At 56.4% G+C, this 20,642-nt stretch carries 17 protein-coding genes; 10 read left to right on the top strand and 7 right to left on the bottom strand.

Annotation, left to right across the window (positions count from 1 at the left end; all coding sequences use genetic code 11):
• The 7 genes from QZ303_RS03955 to bioB form a co-directional block, all read right to left on the bottom strand.
• Complete coding sequence (locus QZ303_RS03955) at window positions 1-420, bottom strand: 2-amino-4-hydroxy-6-hydroxymethyldihydropteridine diphosphokinase (protein ID WP_295729403.1); 420 nt, start codon at window positions 418-420, stop codon at window positions 1-3.
• The gene (locus tag QZ303_RS03950) at window positions 417-2,570 is read right to left on the bottom strand and encodes a Tex family protein (protein WP_295729400.1); all 2,154 of its coding nucleotides are present in this window, start codon (window positions 2,568-2,570) and stop codon (window positions 417-419) included. The genes QZ303_RS03955 and QZ303_RS03950 overlap by 4 nt, the downstream gene beginning before the upstream one ends.
• Before the next feature lie 39 nt (window positions 2,571-2,609).
• Window positions 2,610-3,848: a metallophosphoesterase gene (locus QZ303_RS03945; RefSeq protein ID WP_295729397.1), complete on the bottom strand. Its 1,239-nt coding sequence runs from the start codon at window positions 3,846-3,848 to the stop codon at window positions 2,610-2,612.
• Between the two features lie 28 nt (window positions 3,849-3,876).
• Window positions 3,877-5,082: an acyltransferase gene (locus QZ303_RS03940; protein WP_295729395.1), complete on the bottom strand. Its 1,206-nt coding sequence runs from the start codon at window positions 5,080-5,082 to the stop codon at window positions 3,877-3,879.
• Window positions 5,083-5,168: 86 nt separating this feature from the next.
• Window positions 5,169-6,215, bottom strand: a complete 1,047-nt coding sequence (locus QZ303_RS03935; RefSeq protein ID WP_295729507.1) for an RluA family pseudouridine synthase — start codon at window positions 6,213-6,215, stop codon at window positions 5,169-5,171.
• A 97-nt stretch (window positions 6,216-6,312) separates the two neighbouring features.
• Window positions 6,313-6,963 carry a PASTA domain-containing protein gene (locus QZ303_RS03930; protein WP_295729393.1) on the bottom strand — a complete coding sequence of 217 codons (651 nt, stop codon included), beginning with the start codon at window positions 6,961-6,963 and terminating at the stop codon, window positions 6,313-6,315.
• A 148-nt stretch (window positions 6,964-7,111) separates the two neighbouring features.
• On the bottom strand, window positions 7,112-8,098 hold the full coding sequence (gene bioB, locus QZ303_RS03925) for a biotin synthase BioB (RefSeq protein ID WP_295729390.1): 987 nt from the start codon (window positions 8,096-8,098) through the stop codon (window positions 7,112-7,114).
• Window positions 8,099-8,303: 205 nt separating this feature from the next.
• Here bioB and QZ303_RS03920 point away from each other — a divergent pair, with 205 nt between their 5' ends.
• The 10 genes from QZ303_RS03920 to zapA all read left to right on the top strand — a co-directional run bounded on the left by QZ303_RS03920 (window position 8,304) and on the right by zapA (window position 20,382).
• Complete coding sequence (locus QZ303_RS03920; RefSeq protein ID WP_295729388.1) at window positions 8,304-10,292, top strand: BACON domain-containing protein; 1,989 nt, start codon at window positions 8,304-8,306, stop codon at window positions 10,290-10,292.
• Between the two features lie 13 nt (window positions 10,293-10,305).
• Window positions 10,306-12,198 (top strand): BACON domain-containing carbohydrate-binding protein, encoded by a 1,893-nt coding sequence (locus QZ303_RS03915; RefSeq protein WP_295729383.1) that lies wholly within the window; start codon window positions 10,306-10,308, stop codon window positions 12,196-12,198.
• A gap of 342 nt (window positions 12,199-12,540) precedes the next feature.
• Complete coding sequence (locus QZ303_RS03910; protein WP_295729380.1) at window positions 12,541-14,535, top strand: BACON domain-containing protein; 1,995 nt, start codon at window positions 12,541-12,543, stop codon at window positions 14,533-14,535.
• A gap of 10 nt (window positions 14,536-14,545) precedes the next feature.
• Window positions 14,546-16,435 (top strand): BACON domain-containing carbohydrate-binding protein, encoded by a 1,890-nt coding sequence (locus QZ303_RS03905; RefSeq protein WP_295729377.1) that lies wholly within the window; start codon window positions 14,546-14,548, stop codon window positions 16,433-16,435.
• Between the two features lie 405 nt (window positions 16,436-16,840).
• Complete coding sequence (gene rpsF, locus QZ303_RS03900) at window positions 16,841-17,212, top strand: 30S ribosomal protein S6 (RefSeq protein WP_068961323.1); 372 nt, start codon at window positions 16,841-16,843, stop codon at window positions 17,210-17,212.
• Window positions 17,213-17,215: 3 nt separating this feature from the next.
• On the top strand, window positions 17,216-17,485 hold the full coding sequence (gene rpsR, locus QZ303_RS03895; protein WP_068961324.1) for a 30S ribosomal protein S18: 270 nt from the start codon (window positions 17,216-17,218) through the stop codon (window positions 17,483-17,485).
• Between the two features lie 22 nt (window positions 17,486-17,507).
• A complete protein-coding gene (gene rplI, locus QZ303_RS03890) occupies window positions 17,508-17,966 on the top strand; it encodes a 50S ribosomal protein L9 (protein ID WP_295729370.1) in 459 nt (152 codons plus the stop codon).
• 307 nt (window positions 17,967-18,273) lie between these two features.
• Complete coding sequence (gene cls / locus QZ303_RS03885) at window positions 18,274-19,686, top strand: cardiolipin synthase (protein WP_295729367.1); 1,413 nt, start codon at window positions 18,274-18,276, stop codon at window positions 19,684-19,686.
• 101 nt (window positions 19,687-19,787) lie between these two features.
• Window positions 19,788-20,081 (top strand): hypothetical protein, encoded by a 294-nt coding sequence (locus QZ303_RS03880; protein ID WP_295729365.1) that lies wholly within the window; start codon window positions 19,788-19,790, stop codon window positions 20,079-20,081.
• 4 nt (window positions 20,082-20,085) lie between these two features.
• Window positions 20,086-20,382: a cell division protein ZapA gene (zapA, locus tag QZ303_RS03875; protein ID WP_295729361.1), complete on the top strand. Its 297-nt coding sequence runs from the start codon at window positions 20,086-20,088 to the stop codon at window positions 20,380-20,382.
• Window positions 20,383-20,642: the final 260 nt, after the last annotated feature.

The following is a 20,642-nucleotide window of genomic DNA, read 5'->3' as shown; positions in this document are numbered from 1 at the left end:
TTACGTCGTGGTAAGTTGTGACATCTTTTCCAGCACCATCCTGTAGCCTTCGGCGAAATATGGCCTCGTGAACTCCGCCTCACGGCACACCTCCCCGCGCCATACCACTATGTCGAGGTCGACAGGCACGATACCGTTCAACTTGTCGGATGGCACTCTGCCGCAACGGCGCTCATAAAGCTTCAGCGAGGCATTTACGTCGTCAAAACCTACATAGGAAGCCACACCGAGCAACGCCACGGCATTGAGATAGGCCGGATAGCGCCCGCTCCACTCCGGGGTGGAATAGACCGGAGAAAACAATGCGGGCGAGAAAGTACGTGCCAGCCATGCCAGAGCGGCATCTACACGGGCGGCACGGTCGGGACTGTTCGACCCGATCCCCACCACGCACATCGTATCCGGCAAGTCTGTCCTCATCCCTGCGGCAGTTGCGATACGTCCTTCATGGTCAGGGCGATGCGGCCACGCATATAATCGACATCGATCACGCGCACACGCACCTTCTGGTTCATCTGAACTACCTCCAGCGGCGACGACACGAAACGGTCGGCGAGCTGCGATATATGCACAAGCCCGTTCTCGTGTATGCCGAGATCCACGAAACATCCGAAAGCGGTGATATTGTTGACCACGCCCTGAAGCTCCATGCCGACGTGCAGGTCGCGTATGTCGTGGATACCGGTGTCAAACTCCACAGGCTCCTCGTCGGTGGCTCGCGGATCCCTTCCGGGCTTCTCAAGCTCGATGACGATGTCGGTAAGGGTGGGCAGACCGGCATCCTTCGTGACATACGGTGACAGGTCGAGGCTCTGCAACGCCTTCGGGTCCTTCACGAGGGCATCGACAGTGGTGCCGCGGTCGGAGGCAATAGCCTCCACAAGCTCGTAGCGCTCGGGATGCACGCCCGTATTGTCGAGGATGTTTGACGCGCCGGGTATGCGCAGGAAGCCCGCGCACTGTTGGAACGCCTTCTCGCCCATGCGCGACACGTTGAGAAGCTCGCGGCGCGAAGTGAAGTCGCCGTTCTCGGCACGGTAGCTGACGATGTTGGCGGCGAGCGTCGGCCCTATGCCGCTCACGTAGCTGAGAAGCTCACGAGAGGCGGTGTTGACGTTCACGCCGACTGCATTCACACAGCTGCTCACGGTAAAGTCGAGAGCGTCGCGCAACTTCGCCTGGTCAACGTCGTGCTGGTACTGCCCTACGCCGATATGGCACGGCTCGATCTTCACAAGTTCGGCCATGGGGTCTATAAGACGGCGTCCGAGCGAGATAGCCCCGCGGTCGAGGTCCTTGAGGTCGGGGAATTCACGCACACCAACCTCTGAAGTGGAGTATATCGACGCACCGCTCTCATTGACTATGAATATGCGCACCGGGCGCGGGTAGCGGAGCTGGTTGAGGAAGTTCTCGGTCTCACGCGAGGCCGTCCCGTTGCCTAAGGCTATGGCGTCGATCTCGAAGCGGTCCACTATCGAGCATATCTTGAACGCCGCTCCATGGAAGTCGTTGGCCGGCGCATTGGGGAATATCTGGTCAGTGCAGAGCACATTGCCCTGCGCGTCGAGAGCGGCTATCTTGCACCCGTTCTTGAACCCCGGATCCACGGCAAGCACCCTCCTGCCTATGAGCGGCGACGCCATCAGCACCTGACGCACATTGTCGGCGAATATGGCTATCGCACCGTCGTCGGCCTTGGCTTTGGCGGAGTTCATCGTCTCATTCTCGATCGAGGGCTTTATGAGGCGGCGGTATGCGTCGCGCACCGTGGCGCGTATCACCGACGCTACCTCCGGCGATGCCGTGGAGCGCAGGAACATGCGTGTGAGGCGCTCGATCATCTCGTCGTCGTCGATTGACACGTTCACCTTCAGTATCTCCTCCTTCTGCCCGCGAAGCACGGCAAGCAGGCGGTGGGAGGTGCACAGGCGCAGCGGCGATGTGTAGTCGAAATAGTTCTCATACGTGCGTCCGTCCTCCTCCTTGCCGGGAATGACCCTGGCAGTAATCACAGCGTTGCGCAGATAACGGGAGCGCACTATCGAACGCGCCTTCTCGCTGTCGCTTATCCATTCGGCGATTATGTCGGAAGCGCCGTCTATTGCCTCGGCGGCATCGGCCACGTCATCCTTGACAAACTTCTTCACGGCCTTGTCGAGATTGTCGAGATTCTGTGCCATGATCATACGCGCCAACGGCTCAAGCCCCTTCTCGGTGGCTATCATAGCCCTCGTGCGGCGTTTCGGTCGGAATGGCATGTAGATATCCTCAAGCGTGGACGCATCGCGCGTCTCCTCTATGCGCTTGCGCAGTTCGGCGGTAAGTTTTCCCTGTTCCTCCATCGACGCCAGGATGGTCTCCTTACGCTTGTCAAGCGCTTCGAGAGCACGGTAACGGCGGTCGATATTATGTATGGCATTCTCGTCAAGAGCGCCTGTGGCCTCCTTGCGGTAACGGCTGATAAAAGGGATTGTAGCTCCGTCATCGAGCAATTTCACGGTGGCGTTCACCGACTTGCGCGGGATGCTCAGTTCCTCGGCAATGATAGATACAAACTCGCTGTTCATTGATCGTGTATGAGTCTGAGAATAAGATGCTGTATGTTGTTATTGATTATTCTGTCGTGTATGCGATCGCGACGGCGACGACAATGAAGCCGGGCCTCTGCGCAATGTTATCCTTGTGATTTCAGGCGTGGCGCCTATGCGCATGGGGAGCGCCACGGCACCGACGCCTATGTTGACATAGAGCAGGTGGGTGCTGTCGCTGTCGGCATAAAGTCCGCCCCACGTGGGATAGCGGTACTTCGCGGGCGACCATCCGCCCACCTCGATCTGCATGGCGTGGGTATGGCCCGAAAGCGACAACGGAATGTTGACACTGTCCGTGTCGGCGACCTCGGCCACCCAATGGGCGGGATTGTGTGTGAGGAGAATCTTGAATATAGAGTCGCCCGGAGCCGGATAGGCCTTGCGCAGGTCGCCATAGACGGTAAATGGCGGGTCGCCCCAGTTCTCGACACCGACCACAGCTATCGAATCGGACCCACGGCGAAGCCATTCCGAGGAGTTCAGCAACAGTCGCCACCCCATTTCGGCCTGCATGTAATGCATGCGCCTGAGATTGTCGGACTTGGCCTGCGGCGATGGCCATTCGCGGTAGTCGCCGTAATCATGGTTGCCCATGATCGACACCACTCCGTCGGGAGCCGACAAGCGCGAAAGAGGCGCCACGAAAGGTGTCAGCTCGTCGGTACGCCGGTTCACGATATCACCGGTGAAGAATATGATGTCGGGGTGCAGACCGTTGATCGTGTCGACCACTTCCGACACGAAGGTCGTGTCATTGCCGTAAGTGCCTACATGGAAATCTGAGAATTGCACAATGGTGTAACCGTCGAACGATTCCGGCAGATTCTCCGAATAGACCACCACGTCGGACACATCGATCCTCGTGCGGTTGACAAGCGCGCCCCACCACATCACGACAAACGTGGCGAATGCGAGCAGGACGCCGATGCGGAGCACCGTACGTGAGACCATCCTCTTCCACAGAAGCGGAAGCCACGCGAACAGGCTAACCGCCACAAACACCAGTTTGGGCACGTAGACGGTGAAATAGCTGTAGAGCATCCACATGTCGGCAAGCAAGAGTGAATCACCACCCCGCCGGCGCGGTAAAGCCACAATCACAGCGGCATAGACGATAAGCAGCAACGATGACACGAGATATGCCCGCGACACACCCCGGCTTTTCACCACACGACGCAGGACAGCCCATATATACCCGTCAACCAGAAGGTTGAAGGCGATAAGGATAATCATCGGGAAAATAGGCAGCCGCATCGCAACAGGTAATTATCTTAGAGGGTATTCAATCCAGCCCAGGCTCGTCGTCGAGACAGATATCGTTGGCGATAATGCTGTTTTTCAGCGGGTTGGCATACATGGTCAGCATCATCTCATAAAGGAACTGTGTGTCATCCTCCGACAAGTCGGGAATGTCGACCTTCAATATCTGGGCATGCAGGTAATTGTTGAAATCCTTAACCTCCTCCTCGGTGTACTTCTCCTCCCACTGGCGCGTGTTGTACAGCTGGTCAAACGCGATATAGTTGATAGGGAAGATCTTGTAGCCGGTGTGTATGTCGCAGTCTATTATGCGGCACACGTCGCGGGCGATGACGTTCTTGTCCTGTGAGCGGTCCATTCCTGCAAGCGCACCGTTAAGCGGGTTGCCCACCTCGAAATGCACCCGGCCTTTTGGCTGAAGCAATCCGGTCTCCATGGCGAACAGGTCGTCGCGCTGGGTCTTTTTGTATTCCGGATCGTTGCGGCGCAGTAGGAATTCACGTGCCTTGAGATAGTCGTTGGGATCATATTCATATGAGATGCTCACTGGCAGCAGGTTCACTTCCTCGAGATTGCCGGCGAAGTCGTTTCCGCCGCCCAGGCCGAGCATCTTTATGAGGCTGTCCTGGGCCATGTCGCTCGAATCCTTGCTGCGCCCCTGGCGTTCGGCAATCCACACCGACTGGTTCTTGACAGTTATGGCGTAATGTATATAGGCCGACAGCTGCTGTGCGGCTTCCAGGGCCTTGACGCGAGGAAGGTCACGCTTCACGATAAAGCTCTTGTTGAGCCGCACCAGATCGTTGATCCATGCATAGATGAGCAGGTTGTCGCCGATAGCCACTTCGGTGGTCGGATAGCCTGCACGCAGGAAGCAGAGATTCAGAAACGACGTGTCAAGCACGATATCGCGGTGGTTGGTGATGAATGTGTAGGCCTTGGAGGGGTCGATCTTGTCGAGTCCCGAAATCGTGATACCGGATGTGGTCTTTGACGCGAGCATCTCGAGGAACGGCCACATTATCTTGCGTTGAAAAGTATTTTTGTCATTTACCTGAAGCAGTCCGTCGCAGAAATCGTCGAAGTCTATCTCAGGCAGCACCCACTTCACAGCGTGCTCGAATCCCGGTTCCTTGACCAGTTCCGCCATCTTTTCATGGAATATATCATCGGAATACGGGGCAATTTCGTCAAACTGCCGGGCATCCATAGTCAATTCATCTGCCATAATCATGTATACTGAAAAGTTATGATGTTCAAAGATAACAATTATCGCTTATTTTTTAGCCATAAAGTCTTATATCTTAACTACATTTAGCAATTTAAGCCGGCGGCGTAAGCCGTCCACCGGTCGATCAGCTCCTGCATGTCGGGGGGCACCGGAGCCGTGAAAAACATCTCCTCGCCAGTACGCGGATGCCGGAATCCAAGAGTGCGCGCATGCAACGCCTGGCGGGGGCATACCTGACGGCAATGCTCCACAAACTGCCTGTAGCTACCGCTGACCACACCGCGCAGGATGGCGTCGCCGCCATAGCGTGCGTCGTTGAAGAGCGGATGGCCGATGTGCTTCATATGCACGCGTATCTGATGGGTGCGCCCGGTCTCCAGCACGCATTTCACCACACTTACGTAAGCGAGCGTCTGCTGGGTAAAATAGTGGGTCACGGCATGTTTGCCCTGGTCGCCATCGGGAAACACTGCCATCTGGAGCCTGTCACGCGGATTGCGCCCGATGTTACCTTCGATGCGTCCGTCAGCCGGATCGGGATGCCCCCACACCATGGCCACATACTCGCGCTTGGTGGTCTTTTCGAAGAACTGACGGCCGAGAGCGGTCTTGGCATCCGGAGTCTTGGCCACGACGAGCAGCCCGGAGGTATCCTTGTCGATGCGATGCACAAGCCCGAGGCGTGGATCGCTGACATCGTAGTCGGGAGTGTCCTTGAAATGCCAGGCGAGGGCGTTGACAAGAGTACCATGGTAGTTGCCGTGGCCGGGATGCACCACCAGCCCCGCAGGCTTGTTGACCACCAGCAGGTCGGCATCCTCATACACTATGTCGAGCGGTATATCCTCCGCGATGATCTCGAACTCATAGCGCGGACGGTCCATGACCACCTGCACCACATCGAGAGGCTTCACGCGATAGTTGCTCTTGACAGCCTTTCCGTTGACAAGTATGCAGCCTGCCTCGGCAGCCTGCTGCACACGGTTGCGCGACGATTTCTGCAAGCGCGCCACAAGGAACTTGTCGACACGCAGCAGCTCCTGGCCCTTGTCGGCCACGAAACGGAAATGCTCATAAAGCCCCGCGCCGTCATCATCTTCGTCGACAGCGGCATCCTCGCCGACGGCCATGTCAAGGTCGTCGTCAGCCGGGCGGCTTTCTATATCGTCAACGGTCATCATAGGGTCTATCTACGGATATATCTTAACTCGACTCGGTATATTCCGGTCATTCAAGGTTCAACGTGGTGGCTTCAAGGTCGTTCTCTGTCGCCTCGGCGGTCTCGACGCTGTCAACATCGAGGCTAAGGCCTTCGCCTACTTCGAGGGTGATCGTGGCGGAAGTCGGAATCCGTGCGCCGGGCTGCACGGCCACGCCGTTGAATTTCACGCCAAGCACCAGATCCTTGTATTCGCTCGGCACGACCACTTCCCGGATGTTGCGCAGACCTATACCTTCAAGGGTGGACCGCGCCTGACGCAGCGACATGTCGGTGACGGCGGGCAGTGATATCATCTTGGGGGAAAAGGCCGTGATGGTGAGATACACCGTGCGGTGGGGCTTCACCTTGGTACGGGCACGCGGCGACTGTTCGAGCACGGTGCCCGGAGCGGTAGTACTGTCATAGATGGAATCCGAAAGTTCAGGCTGCAGGCCGACACTTTCAAGCGCCTTGACAGCCTGGTCATAGGAAAGGCCTTTCATGTCGGGCACCACTTCGTAGGATCCGTGGTCGGTCCATATGTCGAGGGCTATAAGCGCCATCCATACGGCACCACAACCGACAAGCACCATCAGCAGGAAATTATACAATATGGGGTGGCGCTTCATGAAGCTTATGCTCCGGCGCAGGGTGTTTTGTTTCTGTGTTTCTTCCACTTGGCTGGGATTTTCGTCCTGGAGAGTCATATCGTGCAGTAGTTTTCAGGCACGTGGATGAGAATTCGACTGCAAATTTACGCAAAAACTCCCTTTTATATTTTTTTAAACGTTAAATTTACGTAAAACGCCCTACCGAAGAACATTCTCATGCCTGCTCCTGCGGCAGACAACCGTAGCCGGTCTGTGCGAAAAGGCGGATATCGTCATCGAGGGTGTTGCCCACCGTAGTCAGCATGTCGCCGACAAGAGAGCCGTTGACGCCTCCGAGCAGCATGCGCCGCATAGTGTCCCGGCTCAGGCGCATGCGGCCTCCGGCAAAGCGTATTGTGCATTTCGGCGCGATCAGCCTGAACAGCGCCGCAGTGCGCACGATTTCCTCCTCGGGGATGAGAGGGACCGATTCGAGAGGTGTGCCCGGAATAGGAATCAGAATGTTCACCGGTATCGATGTGGCGCCTGCATCACGCGCCTCCCGGGCCAGTTCAAGACGCTGACGCATGTTCTCGCCCATACCTATGATGCCTCCGCAGCATATCTCCATACCTATGCTGCGGGCCAGTGCGATGGTGCGCAGCTTGTCGGCATGGGTGTGGGTCGTGCACAATGTCGGGAAAAATGAGGCCGAGGTCTCCAGATTGCAATGGTAGCGGCGCACTCCGGCCTCTTTCAGCTTTTTCAGCTCTTCAAGTCCGAGCAGACCCATCGACGCACATAAATATAATGAGGTCTCGCGGCCCACTTTCCTGTAGATGTCGCAGAACTTGTCTATGTCGGAGGAGGAAACCTTGCGTCCTGACGTCACGAGCGAGTAGCGGCGCACGCCACGACATGCATTGATGCGGGCTGCCTCCATCGCCTTTTCCTCGGGAATGACGGCATATTCGGCCACACCGGTATGATGGTGGCACGACTGGGCACACCATTTGCAATCTTCCGGGCAGCGCCCCGAACGTGCATTTACTATCGAGCATGTGTCTATGTCGTTTCCCGACCAACGGCGGCGCACCTTGTCGGCAGCATCGGCGAGTTCATCGGCGCTACATTTATCATTCAGTTCCATCGCTTTGTCCACGGTGATTCCCTCGCCGTCGGCAAGCACCCTTTCGAGCACTCTTTCTATCAGTCCAGACATAACCTATTTTCTATTTACCGGGTCGGCGACACATCGTCCCCACCCTCTTCATTACGTCCACAAAATTACTAAAATTCAAAACATGTTGTATAACATATCAGGCAATCGGGAAATCGGGGCTGCGAAATACGTATTATTTGTCAGCGGATTCCGCGACAGAATACCAACCAACAAAACCATCATAATGCCATTCAACATCAAAACCATGAATCGCAGCATACTGTCAACACTGGCCACCATACTGTGGGCCTCTGCTATCGGGTGCTCATCTACCGACTCTCCCCAACCGAACCCTATGAAAGAAATAACCGCCGACGTGGCTTCATTGTCAGTGCCGGCAGAGGGAGGCACCTATGTAATCAACGTGGGCGTAACAGGCCAGGGAAATGAATGGAACTCCATCGTACCGTCTGAACCTTGGCTCACCATGTCGCCACGGGGTGGGTGCGACAAGAGCGGCCACTACAGGCTGACCGTCTCAGCCACACCCAACAATGGCAAGGAGAACCGCACCGGGGAAATCTGCATATACACCGCCCACGACAACCTTAAAATCCCCGTAACCCAGACCTCATACGTCCCCGAAGGGAGCTGCTCAATGTCGGAGAGCGACATCGTGTTCACCGGCACCGGATGCGCCTATCGCGACATCAGAGTCACCACCTACGAGGACGTGGATATAGCGACTGAAGGGAACAAGTGGCTGCAGATTGCCGGCATGCCGCAGGGCACCGTGAAGTCAGGCACGGAATTCATCTTGTCTCTGGCACCCGACGGGCCATACACAGCAGAAAGGAGCGCGACGATAAAATTCAATGGCAATGAATCGGGCAAGACATCAACGCTAATAATAAAGCATCAGGCCGTGGCCCGCGCCGACGCCTTCCCTTCGCGATGGTACTACACCAACGACGAGGCGGAAGCTTGCGGATGGCTCACCTCCGCCACAGCCGAAGCCAACCACGACACCGGAGCGAGACATTCATTCGTCACCGCCGTCGGTGTCAACAACCGCAAGCTCTCGCGCTCGATAGCCACCGCCTATAAACGCTCGATAGCGGCCTCCGGACTATATACCGGCGACTATCTTCTCTTCTCAGTACCCTCGGAGAGGCTCGATGCCGGAACCTCGGTCGACTTCATGCTAACAATCTCGTCAGCCGACAACAGCGCGCCGAAATACTGGATCTGCGAGATCTACGACGGCAACGGATGGCGCATGCCGGCTGACCGCGACCTCCACACCACTCCCGACGGAGAAAAATACTCGTTCTACACGAAACATTTCAGCTCCTACCAGCATGCGTCGTTCACGCAGAGCTTCATCCTCGCCAACAGTGCCGACGACGGCATGATCAGAGTGCGATGCCGTGTCGTCGGCAACCGCAACGGCGGCGACGGAATCCTCACCCCCGACAATGCCGGCGAGATATATCTCCCGTCCCACGAGTTCCATTTCTGCACAATGGCCGCCTATCCTGCCATAGAGCGCAAGGACGTGAAGAAAGTGGGGATACTCGGCAATTCATTCACCCACTATTTCGCATCGGCATTCCTGCTAAAGGAACTCGCGCGTTCACAGGGGCACCAGCTCGACATACGCGTGTTTGCCAAAGGCTCGCAGTATCTCAGCAACCATCTCGACCTCGAACGCTCACGATTCGTCACTTCCGAGACCGGATATGACTTCGTCATCATGCAGGAACAGTCGGAACGCTACGCCAAATACGCCCAGTCGCCGCAGGAGGCGGTAGTCGATGACTGCCGCGCCCTGGGCGCACGATTCCGCGAAGGCTCGCCCGCAGCCAAGATAATCCTCGAAAACACATGGGCGTTCCCCAAAAGCAACTGGAACGGCTACGGTTCATCGGTGGCTTTTGAACAGCAACTGCTCGAAGGTACTATGGCCGTGGCCCGCGCCGCCGGCAACATCGACCTCGTGTCGCCCATCGGGGTGGCTTTCGACAAGGCTGTGGCCGCCGGATTGTCCGATCTATTCTACACCGACTCCAAGCACCCCAACCGCAACGGAGCATACCTCAAATCGTGCGTGAACTACCTGATGATGTTCGGCGAACGGTTTGACGCGAAAGCATCCGACGGCGGATGCGACCCGGCAACGGCATCACGCCTGCGCTCAATAGCCGAGGAGACAGTCATAGGACACGAATCTGAATACCGCATCTCACAATAACCAACCTCACACAATGAAATCACCGATATCATATCTCGCAGCCATAACTGCCGTGTGCCTCTCCACGGCCTTCACCGCATGCAGCGATGAAAACGACGCGCCCAACCAGGCCGACACCCTGCAGATGGTGTCGTCGAGCGGCAACCGCTTTACCGGCGACGGCGGCACGCTTGAAATCCTCGTAAACTCCAACGTCGACTATAAGGTAGAGACCGATGCCGACTGGATAGTGCGCATGGCGGCGAGAAGCGTACCGGTCAACGGGGTCGAGCGCTTCCTGATAAGCCCCTATCCTGTGGCCGCCGACATGTCACCGCGCACAGCTACCGTCAGCATATCATATCCGGGCACCGAGACCATCACATATGCAGTGGAACAGACCCCGCAGGAGACTTTCCGCTTCAAGGTGACGGACGTGTCAGCGTCGCGCATATCATCGAAAGGCGGGGAAATCACCATCACCCTCGACACCAACGTCGACTACACCACCACCGTCTCCGACCCGGCATGGATTACCGTCCTCCCCGACACCCCTAAAGAGACCGTAACGCTCTCGATCGCCGAAAACACCCTGCCGGAGGCGCGCCAAGGCCGGATCACGTTCCATAACGCAGAGTCGGGTGACGCTACCGTCGAATTCACGCAGGACGCATTCGTCAAGGAAAAAGGCATATCCACCGCAGAGCAGCTTATCGAATTCGCGGCGGCAGTCAACTCCGGCGCCTCGCTTGAACAATGGCTCGACGAAAACGAGGAGATCGTGCTGCTTGCCGACATCGACATGGCCGGACGCCAATGGACTCCGATAGGCAACCTGCGCGGATCCGTGTTCTCCAACAGCACCACCACGCTCGGCACGGACGGAAATCCGTTCAGCGGCGTGTTCAACGGCAACGGCCATACGATACGCAACCTCTCCATGTCGACCGACGCTGAGCAATGCTTCGGCCTGTTCGGCGTATGCTCAGGAGCGACCGTCACCAATCTCGTGATCGATGCCTCATGCACATTGCAGGTCACCAACGAGGCGATGGCGTCGGCATGCGCCTACGGATTCGTGGCAGGCCTGGCCGACCGGACGACGATAACGAATGTGACCGTCGAAGGCATGGTGCTCGAATCGCTAATGAACAAAGGCAAATCGAAAACGATGGGCACAATCGCAGGAATCGTAGGCTACGCATGCTCCTCCACGATTGGGGAATGCCGCTTCGCAGGCTCGATAAAGCACGTGCGCTCCAACATGTACGACAACTCTCTCGGCTCGGGAGTAGCGGCCATCGCCGGATTCTCCCGTGGCACAGCCTCCCTGCCGACTACAATAGAGAAGTGCACCAACGCCGGCGACATATATGCCGAGACAAACCGCGTGGCCGGCATACTCGGTTCCACGTCGGGCAATTTCATACTCCGCGACTGCGAGAACTCAGGCACGGTGCATGCCGGAGTGTCAGAGGCGACAAAAGCCGGATGGGGTTCGGGACTACGCGTGGGCGGAATCCTCGGATTCTCCTCCAGCACAAAGGCCGCCAACGTATGCCTCATCGAGCGATGCACAAACACCGGCACGGTCGTGTCTGACGCCGATGCAAAGACCCAGACCGGCGGCGTGGTAGGGCTCGTGCGAACGCTCACCCTCACCGATGCCACCAACACCGGTTGCGTCATAGCCACAGAAGGGAGCATCCTCGGACTCGTCTGCGGACAGTTGCAATGCGCCGACAAGCCCACTGTCAACTCCTGCCGAGCCGCAGGCTCAATCGCGCGCTCCTACACCGGCTCCGGTAGCTCAATCTGGCCTGTGGATGCCGTGACCATCACCGCCGACAACTACTTCCAATACGCCGCAGGCAACGTCACAGGCACGAATTCCGGCATCTGGACCACCGACAACGTGAAATTCTGATCACTACAATTCCCGTTTCTTAATTTTTCAATATCTACAATTTCTATCCGCTTGAGGCTGTATCGTAAGACATTACGATACGGCCTCTTCATCTAACCGATAAGCCTTCCCCAAGGTCAGACGGCTCAGACTCGTCAGACCTGTCCGACTCGTCCGACGATTCCGATACGCCATAATTTAACACTCTTTAACATCGGACATGTGCATACATTTCCATTTTTTAACTAAATTGCGCCCGAAATTGATTAGTCTGACAAATCATATTAATCCGATTAATATTACCAATTCCGTCCACTACAACCAACCAACACATATATTACCAATCTCTTCATCACAACAACCATGAAGCATCTCGATTTTTTATCAATCGTCCTGTGCGCAGCGTCCATATTCCCCGCAGGATGCTCGTCGGACGATGACAAGGCAAAAGAATGGGAGATAGAGCGTCTCACCGCCGACGTCACCTCCCTCTCGGTCCCCGCCGAAGGGGGGACCTACGAAATAAACATAGGAGTGACGGGAAACGACTGGAAATCAATTGTACCCAAAGACAGCTGGCTCACCTTAGGGCCGAACGCCGGCCACGGCACGAACAAGGACGGCCATTACCGCCTAATGGTCAATGTCGCACCGAATCCCACCCGGGAAAGCCGCGAAGAAAGCATCTGCATATACACCACCACGGAATATGTCAAAATCAACGTGACACAAGCGCCGTTGATTCGCGAGGAGTCATGCGCCGTTTCAGAAAAAGAGATACGCTTCGACCCCACCGACTGCACATACCGCACCATCACCGTCTCACCCTACGAGGAAGTCGAGATCTCACTGAGCGATGCCGGATGGCTGCAATTCGCCGACATGCCGGAAACGGCAGTCGGGCCTGGCGATGACATCACATTCTCAATAGCTCCCGACGGCCCCTACACACAGGTCAGGAAAGCCCGCATCGACTTCATCGGCAAGGAATCGGGCAAAATCACATCGCTCGATGTCATACAGCAGCCGATTGCTCCCGGCAATTCCATCCCCTCGCGATGGTACTACACCCAGGCGCAGGCGGCAGACTGCGGATGGACTACCACAGGAATCGCACCCGCCAACTACGACGCAGGCGCCAACCGTTCATATATGACAGCCGTCGGGGTCAACAACCGCCGCCTCAACCATGTAATCTGCACCACGCAGAAAAACTCCGTGGCGGTGTCGGGACTCTACACCGGCGACTACCTTCTCTTCTCGATTCCATCGGAAAATCTACAGCCGGGCACGGACATAGACTTCATGCTCACCATTTCCTCGGCCGGCAACAGCGCGCCCAAATACTGGATCTGCGAGATCTACGACGGCAACGGATGGACCGCACCCAAGGAGAGCGACCTCCATGTCAACGCCGACGGTGAAAAATACTCTTTCTACACGAAATACTTCAGCTCATACCAGCACGCCATCTTCGCCCAGACATTCACACTCCGCAATGCCGTCACCGACAGGATGATAAGGGTGAGATGCCGTGTGGTAGGCGACCGCAACGGTTCGGACACCGCCCTCACCCCCGACAATACCGGAGAAATCTACTTCCCGACCCACGAGTTCCATTTCTGCTCGGTAGCGGCATATCCCGGAGTAGCCATGAAAGATGTCAAAAAAGTAGGTATAATCGGCAACTCGTTCACACACTACTTCGCATCGCCCTACGTGCTGAAAGAGCTGGCACGCTCCCAAGGCCACGAACTCGACCTCAGGATAAACAGCAAAGGCTCGCAATACTTCAGTAACCACCTGACGCTGGAACGCTCCAAGAATGTCTATGAAGAGGGCGGTTACGACTACGTGCTCATGCAGGAACAGTCTGTACGCTATGCCGATTACGCTAAAAATCCCGACCCAAAGGCTCTTTCCGACTGCCGGGGTCTTAGCGCCGCCTTCCGGGCCAAATCGCCGGCCGCGAAAATCATACTCGAAAACACGTGGGCCTTCCCGAGCGGCAGCTGGAACGGATACGGCTCGTCTGAACCATTCCTGGCCGACCTCCTCGCCGGAACAATGGCAATAGCTTCTGCCGATGACAACGTCGACTGGGTATCGCCGATCGGGGTAGCATTCGAGAATGCCGCAAAGCAGGGCATAACCGACATGTACTACACCGACAAGAAACATCCCAACCGCAACGGCATCTACCTTAAATCATGCGTCAACTATCTCGTGATCTTCGGCGAAAGATTCAATACCGGAGTCTCCGACTGCGGATGCGACCCGGCCATAGCGGCAAAGCTGCGGACAATAGCCGAAGAGACCGTGCTCGGACACGAATCAGAATATTTCATCAACCGTTAACCCAACACAAATGAAACCACTGAGATATATCCTCTGCCTCGCTGCCGCCATGCTCTCCGCAGGCTTCCTGACATCCTGCTCCGACGATGACGAGACACCCGACGAGACACCCGCCCTCTCCCTCATCGCCTCCACCGGCAACAACTTTTCAGGCTCCGGAGGAACCCTTGAGATACTTGTCCGCTCCAACGTGGACTACGACGTAGAGATTGATGCCGACTGGATCACTCGCGTAGTTTCGCGTGCAGTGCCCACTCTCGGTAGTGAGACATTCATCATAGCGCCATATCCCCTTGCCGCAGACAAGACGCCACGCAAAGCCACCATAAAGATAACGGCTACGGGGATGGAGGACCAATGCCACACCGTCGAACAAGTGCCGGCTGAACTGTTCCGGTTCGACATACTAACCATCGACGGGACGCCAGTCCCGGCAGAAGGTGGGGAGGTAACGGTCAACATCGACACCAACACGGACTACACCGTCGAGGTCTCCGACAACGCCTGGATCTCCACAGCGCCGGCAACAGACCATGGGATAGCACGTTTCTCGATAGCCGGAAACACCGCCGTCGAAGCGCGCACAGGAAAAATCACATTCAAGCCTGTCGGCATGGACGCCACGACGGTAGAATTCACCCAGGAAGGAGCACGGGCAAAAGGCATATCCGATGCCGACGACTTCATAGCCTTCGCCTCGGCGGTGAATTCCGGACAGCCGCTTGACCGCTGGACCGACGAAAACGGCGAGATCACACTACTTGCCGACATCAACCTCTCCGGAAAGCAATGGATTCCGGCAGGCAACCTGAAAGGCTCGAAGCTCAACGCCACGGCTGCCACCCTCGGTGATGAAGGATACCCCTTCACCGGCATATTCAACGGCAACGGCCACACCATAAGCGCCCTGTCGCTCACCGCCGACGACACACCTTGCTACGGGCTGTTCGGCACATGCTCGAATGCTACCATCAAAAATCTGGTGATCGACGCCTCATGCACCATGCAGATCACCAACGAGAACATGACTGCCGGCTCGATGTACGGCTTCGCCGCAGGCGTGCTCCACTCATCCACAATGGACAACGTAACCGTCAAAGGCACCGTACTGGAGTCACTGATAAACAAAGGAAGCTCCAACTTCCTCGGCTCGCTCGGCGGAGTGGTGGGCTACGCATACTGCTCCACCATAAAAGGCTGCACATTCGCCGGTTCCATAGTACGTGTAAAATCCAACATGTACCACAACTCCCTGGGGACAGGCGTGGCCGGAGTGGTCGGATACGCATGGGGCACCCCTACGCAACCGTCCGTAGTGGAAGGCTGCACCAACTCCGGCGACATCTACGCGCAGGCCAACCGTGTCGCCGGCGTCCTCGGACAATCGTCGGGCAACTTCATCCTGCGCGACTGCACTAACTCCGGCACCATACATGCCGACGCCGGCGAAGCCACCAACGCCGGATGGAAATCGGGTCTCCGCGTCGGAGGAATCCTCGGAGCGTCCACCAACTCAAAAGCGGCCAACACAGCGCTGCTCGAACGTTGCGCCAACTCCGGCACCGTCGTTACCGATGCCGACGCCGCCACCTACACCGGAGGCGTCCTGGGACTCGTGCGCACACTCACCCTCACCGACATATCCAACACCGGATGCGTCATAGCAACCGAAGGGAGTATCCTCGGACTCGTCTGCGGGCAGCTGCAATGCGCCGACAAGCCCACCGTCAACTCCTGCCGAGCCGCAGGCTCAATCGCTCGGTCCTACACCGGCTCCGGAAGCTCAATCCGCCCGGTCGATGCCGTGACCGTCACCGCCAACAACTACTTCCAATACGCCGCAGGCAACGTCACAGGCACGAATTCCGGCATCTGGACCACCGACAACGTGAAATTCTGATCACTACCAATCCATACCAACCCGGGCAACTCCCATAAAAAAGGAAAGCCCCGACCAAAGGACAAATCCAACAATTCCCGTTTTAATTTTTCAATATCTACAATTTCTATCCGCAAAGAGGCTGTGGCGTAAAATTTTACGCCACAGCCTCTTCACCAAAATGCTCAGCCCTCCACCCTCCCTTTGCCCCCTCAACCACCCTCTGCCCTGTCAGACCCGTCTGACCAGTCCGACTTGTCCCACCTACCCAGCCATGCCCGCCTCCCGCGCCCTCCATCACACTAAAATTCACGGAATTTGCAGAAATTTCGACATTTCGCGAGTCGGCGGCTTGGGAGTACGGAAATTTTTCCATACCTTTGCGGTCGTTTTTCCGACACATTATTAATAATTCACAGTTCAATCATGAATCATTACGAAACCGTTTTCATTTTAACTCCCGTTTTGTCTGATGCTCAGATGAAGGAAGCGGTAGACAAGGTAAAGGACGTGATCACAAGCGCCAACGGTACCATTGTCAACGAAGAGAACTGGGGCCTGCGCAAACTCGCCTACCCCATCCAGAAGAAGTCGACCGGCTTCTACACCCTCATCGAGTTCGACGCCGAACCCACTACCATCAAGAAGCTCGAGACTCAGTTCCGCCGCGACGAGCGCATGCTCCGCTGGCTCACATTCCGCCTCGACAAGTACGCAGCTGAGTACGCAGCAAAGCGCCGCTCGCTCCGCAGCGCCAAGACCAACGCAACAGAAACCGTAGAAGCAAAGGAGGACTAAACAATGGCACAAGCACAATCAGAAATCCGCTACCTCACTCCCCTGTCGGTAGACGTAAAGAAGAAAAAATATTGCCGTTTCAAACGCAGCGGCATCAAGTATATTGACTACAAGGATCCCGAGTTCCTCAAGAAGTTCCTCAATGAGCAGGGCAAGCTCCTTCCCCGCCGCATCACAGGCACCTCGCTCAAGTTCCAGCGCCGCGTGGCTCAGGCTGTAAAGCGTGCACGCCATCTGGCCCTGCTCCCCTATGTGACCGACCTGATGAAATAATCCCCAAGTAGCAATATAATATATGAAAATCATATTGAAAGAGGACATCACCAACCTTGGATACAAGGATGATGTCGTAGAAGTAAAGAACGGCTACGGCCGCAATTACCTCATCCCGCAGGGGAAAGCCGTTATCGCAACCGAGAGCGCACTCAAGGTGCTCGCCGAGAACCAGCGCCAGCGTGCCCACAAGATCGCACAGATCAAGGCCGAGGCTGAGGCTATGGCCGAGGCTCTCAAGGGTGTGGAACTCATCACCATCGCCGCAAAGACCGGTGCCAACGGCACTATCTACGGCTCTGTCGGTGCGCTCCAGATCGCTGAGGCTCTCGCCAAGCTCGGTCACGACGTCGACCGCAAGCTCATCGTTGTCAAGGACAGCGTAAAGACCCTCGGCAAGTACGCCTGCACAGTACGTCTCCACAAGGAAGTAAGCGTGGAGATCCCCTTCGAAGTTGTAGCCGAAGCAGAGGAAGCATAAAGCATCCCCGCTCAACAATACCGCACAATCCAAAACGGCGGTGTGTCGATTTTTTCGACACACCGCCGTTTTATACTGGAATAAACCAGCCCTGTCCGACCTGTCTTACCCACACGTCTCCGACCTGTCAGACCTGTCAGACCCGTCAGTCCTGTCTGACCTGTCCGACACACCCTTTTCCAAGTCCGGTAGATAGGCCACCACCATCTTACACATTTTTTAACACACACATCGCGCCTCCTATCCTCAAAATTCGCTACCTTGTGCCCCGGAACCGAACTGACCCTGACACAGCATCCATCCAACCATGGCCTGGTACTACATCGTACTCTTAGCAGCCTACGTCGGCACGATAGTCAGCCTTGTGGCCGTAGTGCTGTCGGAAAACCGCAATCCCGTCAAATCGCTGGCGTGGATCACGGTGCTTCTCATGGTGCCCGTGTTCGGAGTGGTGCTGTACATATTCTTCGGGCGTTCCCTGAAAAACACTCGTATGATCACCCGGCGCAACCGCCGCAGGCTGCGCCGCCAGGAGTCCTACCCACCGGTCAGCATCCCGTCGCTCCCTCTCACTCCCGAAAGCCAGCAGCAGATACGCATGGCACAGACCCTCCAGGGAGCCATCTACTATCCGGGCAACCATATCGACATATTCACCGACGGACGCACCAAGTTCGACGCCATGCTCGCCGACATCGAATCAGCACGCGACTACGTGCTCATGGAGTACTACATCGTGAAAGACGACAAGATAGGCACCCGCGTCGCCGAAGCCCTGATGCAAAAAGCCCGCGAAGGAGTAAAGGTGCGCCTCATCTACGACCACATCGGATCCCTCAACACACCGCGGCGGTTCTTCCGCCGCATGCAGGAAGCCGGCGTGGAAGTACACCCCTTCTTCAGGGTCACATTCCCGCATTTCGCCACACGCGTCAACTGGCGCAACCACCGAAAGCTCGCCGTTATCGACGGACGCATCGGCTACGTCGGAGGCATGAACATCGCCGACCGCTACATCGAAGGTACGGGCACCGGAATCTGGCGCGACACACACCTCCGCGTCGAAGGACCGGCAGTCGGGGCATTGCAGTATGCCGTGGCAGTCGACTGGTCGTTCATGGGGCAGCCGCTCATACTCGACGCCCCCGCCACACGTCTGGAGCACAATCCCGGCGCAGGCATCCAGCTGATCACCTCCGGCCCGACAAGCCATTGGAGCAACATAGCCATGCTGTTCCACAAGGCAATAGCCAACGCACGCCGCCGCGTCTACATCCAGACACCCTACTTCCTACCCACCGACTCGCTCCTGCGCGCCCTCCAGGCCGTAGCCCTGGCAAAGGTCGACGTCCGCATAATGATTCCGGCGAAAAGCGACTCCACCGTCCTGACCTACGCGTCATTCTCCTACGTACAGGAATGCCTGAGGTCCGGGGCAAAGGTGTACCTCTACAACGCCGGCATGCTGCATGCCAAGACGGTGATCGTCGATGACGAATTCGTCTCGGTAGGCTCAGCCAACTTCGACTTCCGCAGCTTCGAGCACAATTTCGAGAGCAACGTGATGATCTACTCCCCCGAGATCAACGCCGAGATGACCCGGATATTCCTCGACGACATGGCCTCCGCCGAACGCATCAATCCTGGCACATGGCAGAAGCGCCCGCGCATGCAGAAAGCCAAAGAATCGATGGTGAGGCTGCTTAGTCCCATCCTATAATTTCAGATTTCCATGTCTGTGGAATCTGCGTTTCAGATTTTTTACGGCATTCCACATTGCATTTCGGATTTTTATTGTAAATTTGTGGAAATTTGGATTAAATGGCAACCGATTTGCATGAGAGGCTTCAGCGAGTAGCCCGTAAGGCCCAGGGCCTTACCGACCGCTACCATGCCCTCTTGAGCGAAAAGAAGGCTGCCGACGCACGTATCGCGGAGCTTCAGGCCACTGTCGACGAGTTGCGTCTCAGCGTAGAGACGCTCACACGGCAGATCGACTATCTCACTGTGGTCACCACGGCCATACCTTCGCGAGCCGATGCCGAACGTAGCCGTGCCGTGATATCCAGATTGGTGCGGGAAATCGATAAGTGCATCGCCGATTTATCCGATTGATGCAATGAGAGACAAACTGAATATTACAATAAAAGTGGCAAACCAGCGCCCGTTGCGCATGGCTGTGTCGCTTGGTGAAGAAGAAGAAGAGGTACGACAGGCCGAATACTACGTAAACCACGTATGGGCCAAATGGATGAACGACAAGGCCGCAGACCAGTCCGACTCCGACGTGCTTGCCATGACGGCAATATACTTCGCCAGACTTTACATACAGGAGTATCGCAAGAACGAGGAGGCCGAACGCCGTCTCGCGGAATTCGAGGAGAGCCTCGACAAGATACTTCTCGACATAAAATGATTCAGGCCCAGGCCACGAAAGCTCGAACGCACACCCCCCATTCGCGCATTCATCCCACAGGCTCCGGATATCCCTTTTGGAAATTGATCTGATTGCCTTTCATGAGAAAGCCTGTCACATTTCCCGGCCGACCCGAGAGAGAGTTGACCACATGCCAGCACCACGCCTTACACTCCCGTGCGGAAAACGGCTCCGTAGACATCCGGCAGCCGCGCTCCCCGCGTCTATGTATGCGATGGTGCTTGCTGTTTTTTATAACC

The organism is uncultured Muribaculum sp. (genome assembly GCF_910583865.1).
Taxonomy (GTDB): domain Bacteria; phylum Bacteroidota; class Bacteroidia; order Bacteroidales; family Muribaculaceae; genus Muribaculum.
Note: the sequence above shows the minus strand (reverse complement) of the source record. Positions and strands in the feature narration are given on the sequence as shown.

Coding starts and splice junctions, on each gene's coding strand:
- QZ303_RS03955 (WP_295729403.1), bottom strand. CDS start 420: ATGAGGACAGACTTGCCGGATACGATGTGCGTGGTGGGGATCGGGTCG.
- QZ303_RS03950 (WP_295729400.1), bottom strand. CDS start 2,570: ATGAACAGCGAGTTTGTATCTATCATTGCCGAGGAACTGAGCATCCCG.
- QZ303_RS03945 (WP_295729397.1), bottom strand. CDS start 3,848: ATGCGGCTGCCTATTTTCCCGATGATTATCCTTATCGCCTTCAACCTT.
- QZ303_RS03940 (WP_295729395.1), bottom strand. CDS start 5,082: ATGGCAGATGAATTGACTATGGATGCCCGGCAGTTTGACGAAATTGCC.
- QZ303_RS03935 (WP_295729507.1), bottom strand. CDS start 6,215: ATGGCCGTCGGCGAGGATGCCGCTGTCGACGAAGATGATGACGGCGCG.
- bioB (WP_295729390.1), bottom strand. CDS start 8,098: ATGTCTGGACTGATAGAAAGAGTGCTCGAAAGGGTGCTTGCCGACGGC.
- QZ303_RS03920 (WP_295729388.1), top strand. CDS start 8,304: ATGAATCGCAGCATACTGTCAACACTGGCCACCATACTGTGGGCCTCT.
- QZ303_RS03915 (WP_295729383.1), top strand. CDS start 10,306: ATGAAATCACCGATATCATATCTCGCAGCCATAACTGCCGTGTGCCTC.
- QZ303_RS03910 (WP_295729380.1), top strand. CDS start 12,541: ATGAAGCATCTCGATTTTTTATCAATCGTCCTGTGCGCAGCGTCCATA.
- QZ303_RS03905 (WP_295729377.1), top strand. CDS start 14,546: ATGAAACCACTGAGATATATCCTCTGCCTCGCTGCCGCCATGCTCTCC.
- rpsF (WP_068961323.1), top strand. CDS start 16,841: ATGAATCATTACGAAACCGTTTTCATTTTAACTCCCGTTTTGTCTGAT.
- rpsR (WP_068961324.1), top strand. CDS start 17,216: ATGGCACAAGCACAATCAGAAATCCGCTACCTCACTCCCCTGTCGGTA.
- rplI (WP_295729370.1), top strand. CDS start 17,508: ATGAAAATCATATTGAAAGAGGACATCACCAACCTTGGATACAAGGAT.
- cls (WP_295729367.1), top strand. CDS start 18,274: ATGGCCTGGTACTACATCGTACTCTTAGCAGCCTACGTCGGCACGATA.
- QZ303_RS03880 (WP_295729365.1), top strand. CDS start 19,788: ATGGCAACCGATTTGCATGAGAGGCTTCAGCGAGTAGCCCGTAAGGCC.
- zapA (WP_295729361.1), top strand. CDS start 20,086: ATGAGAGACAAACTGAATATTACAATAAAAGTGGCAAACCAGCGCCCG.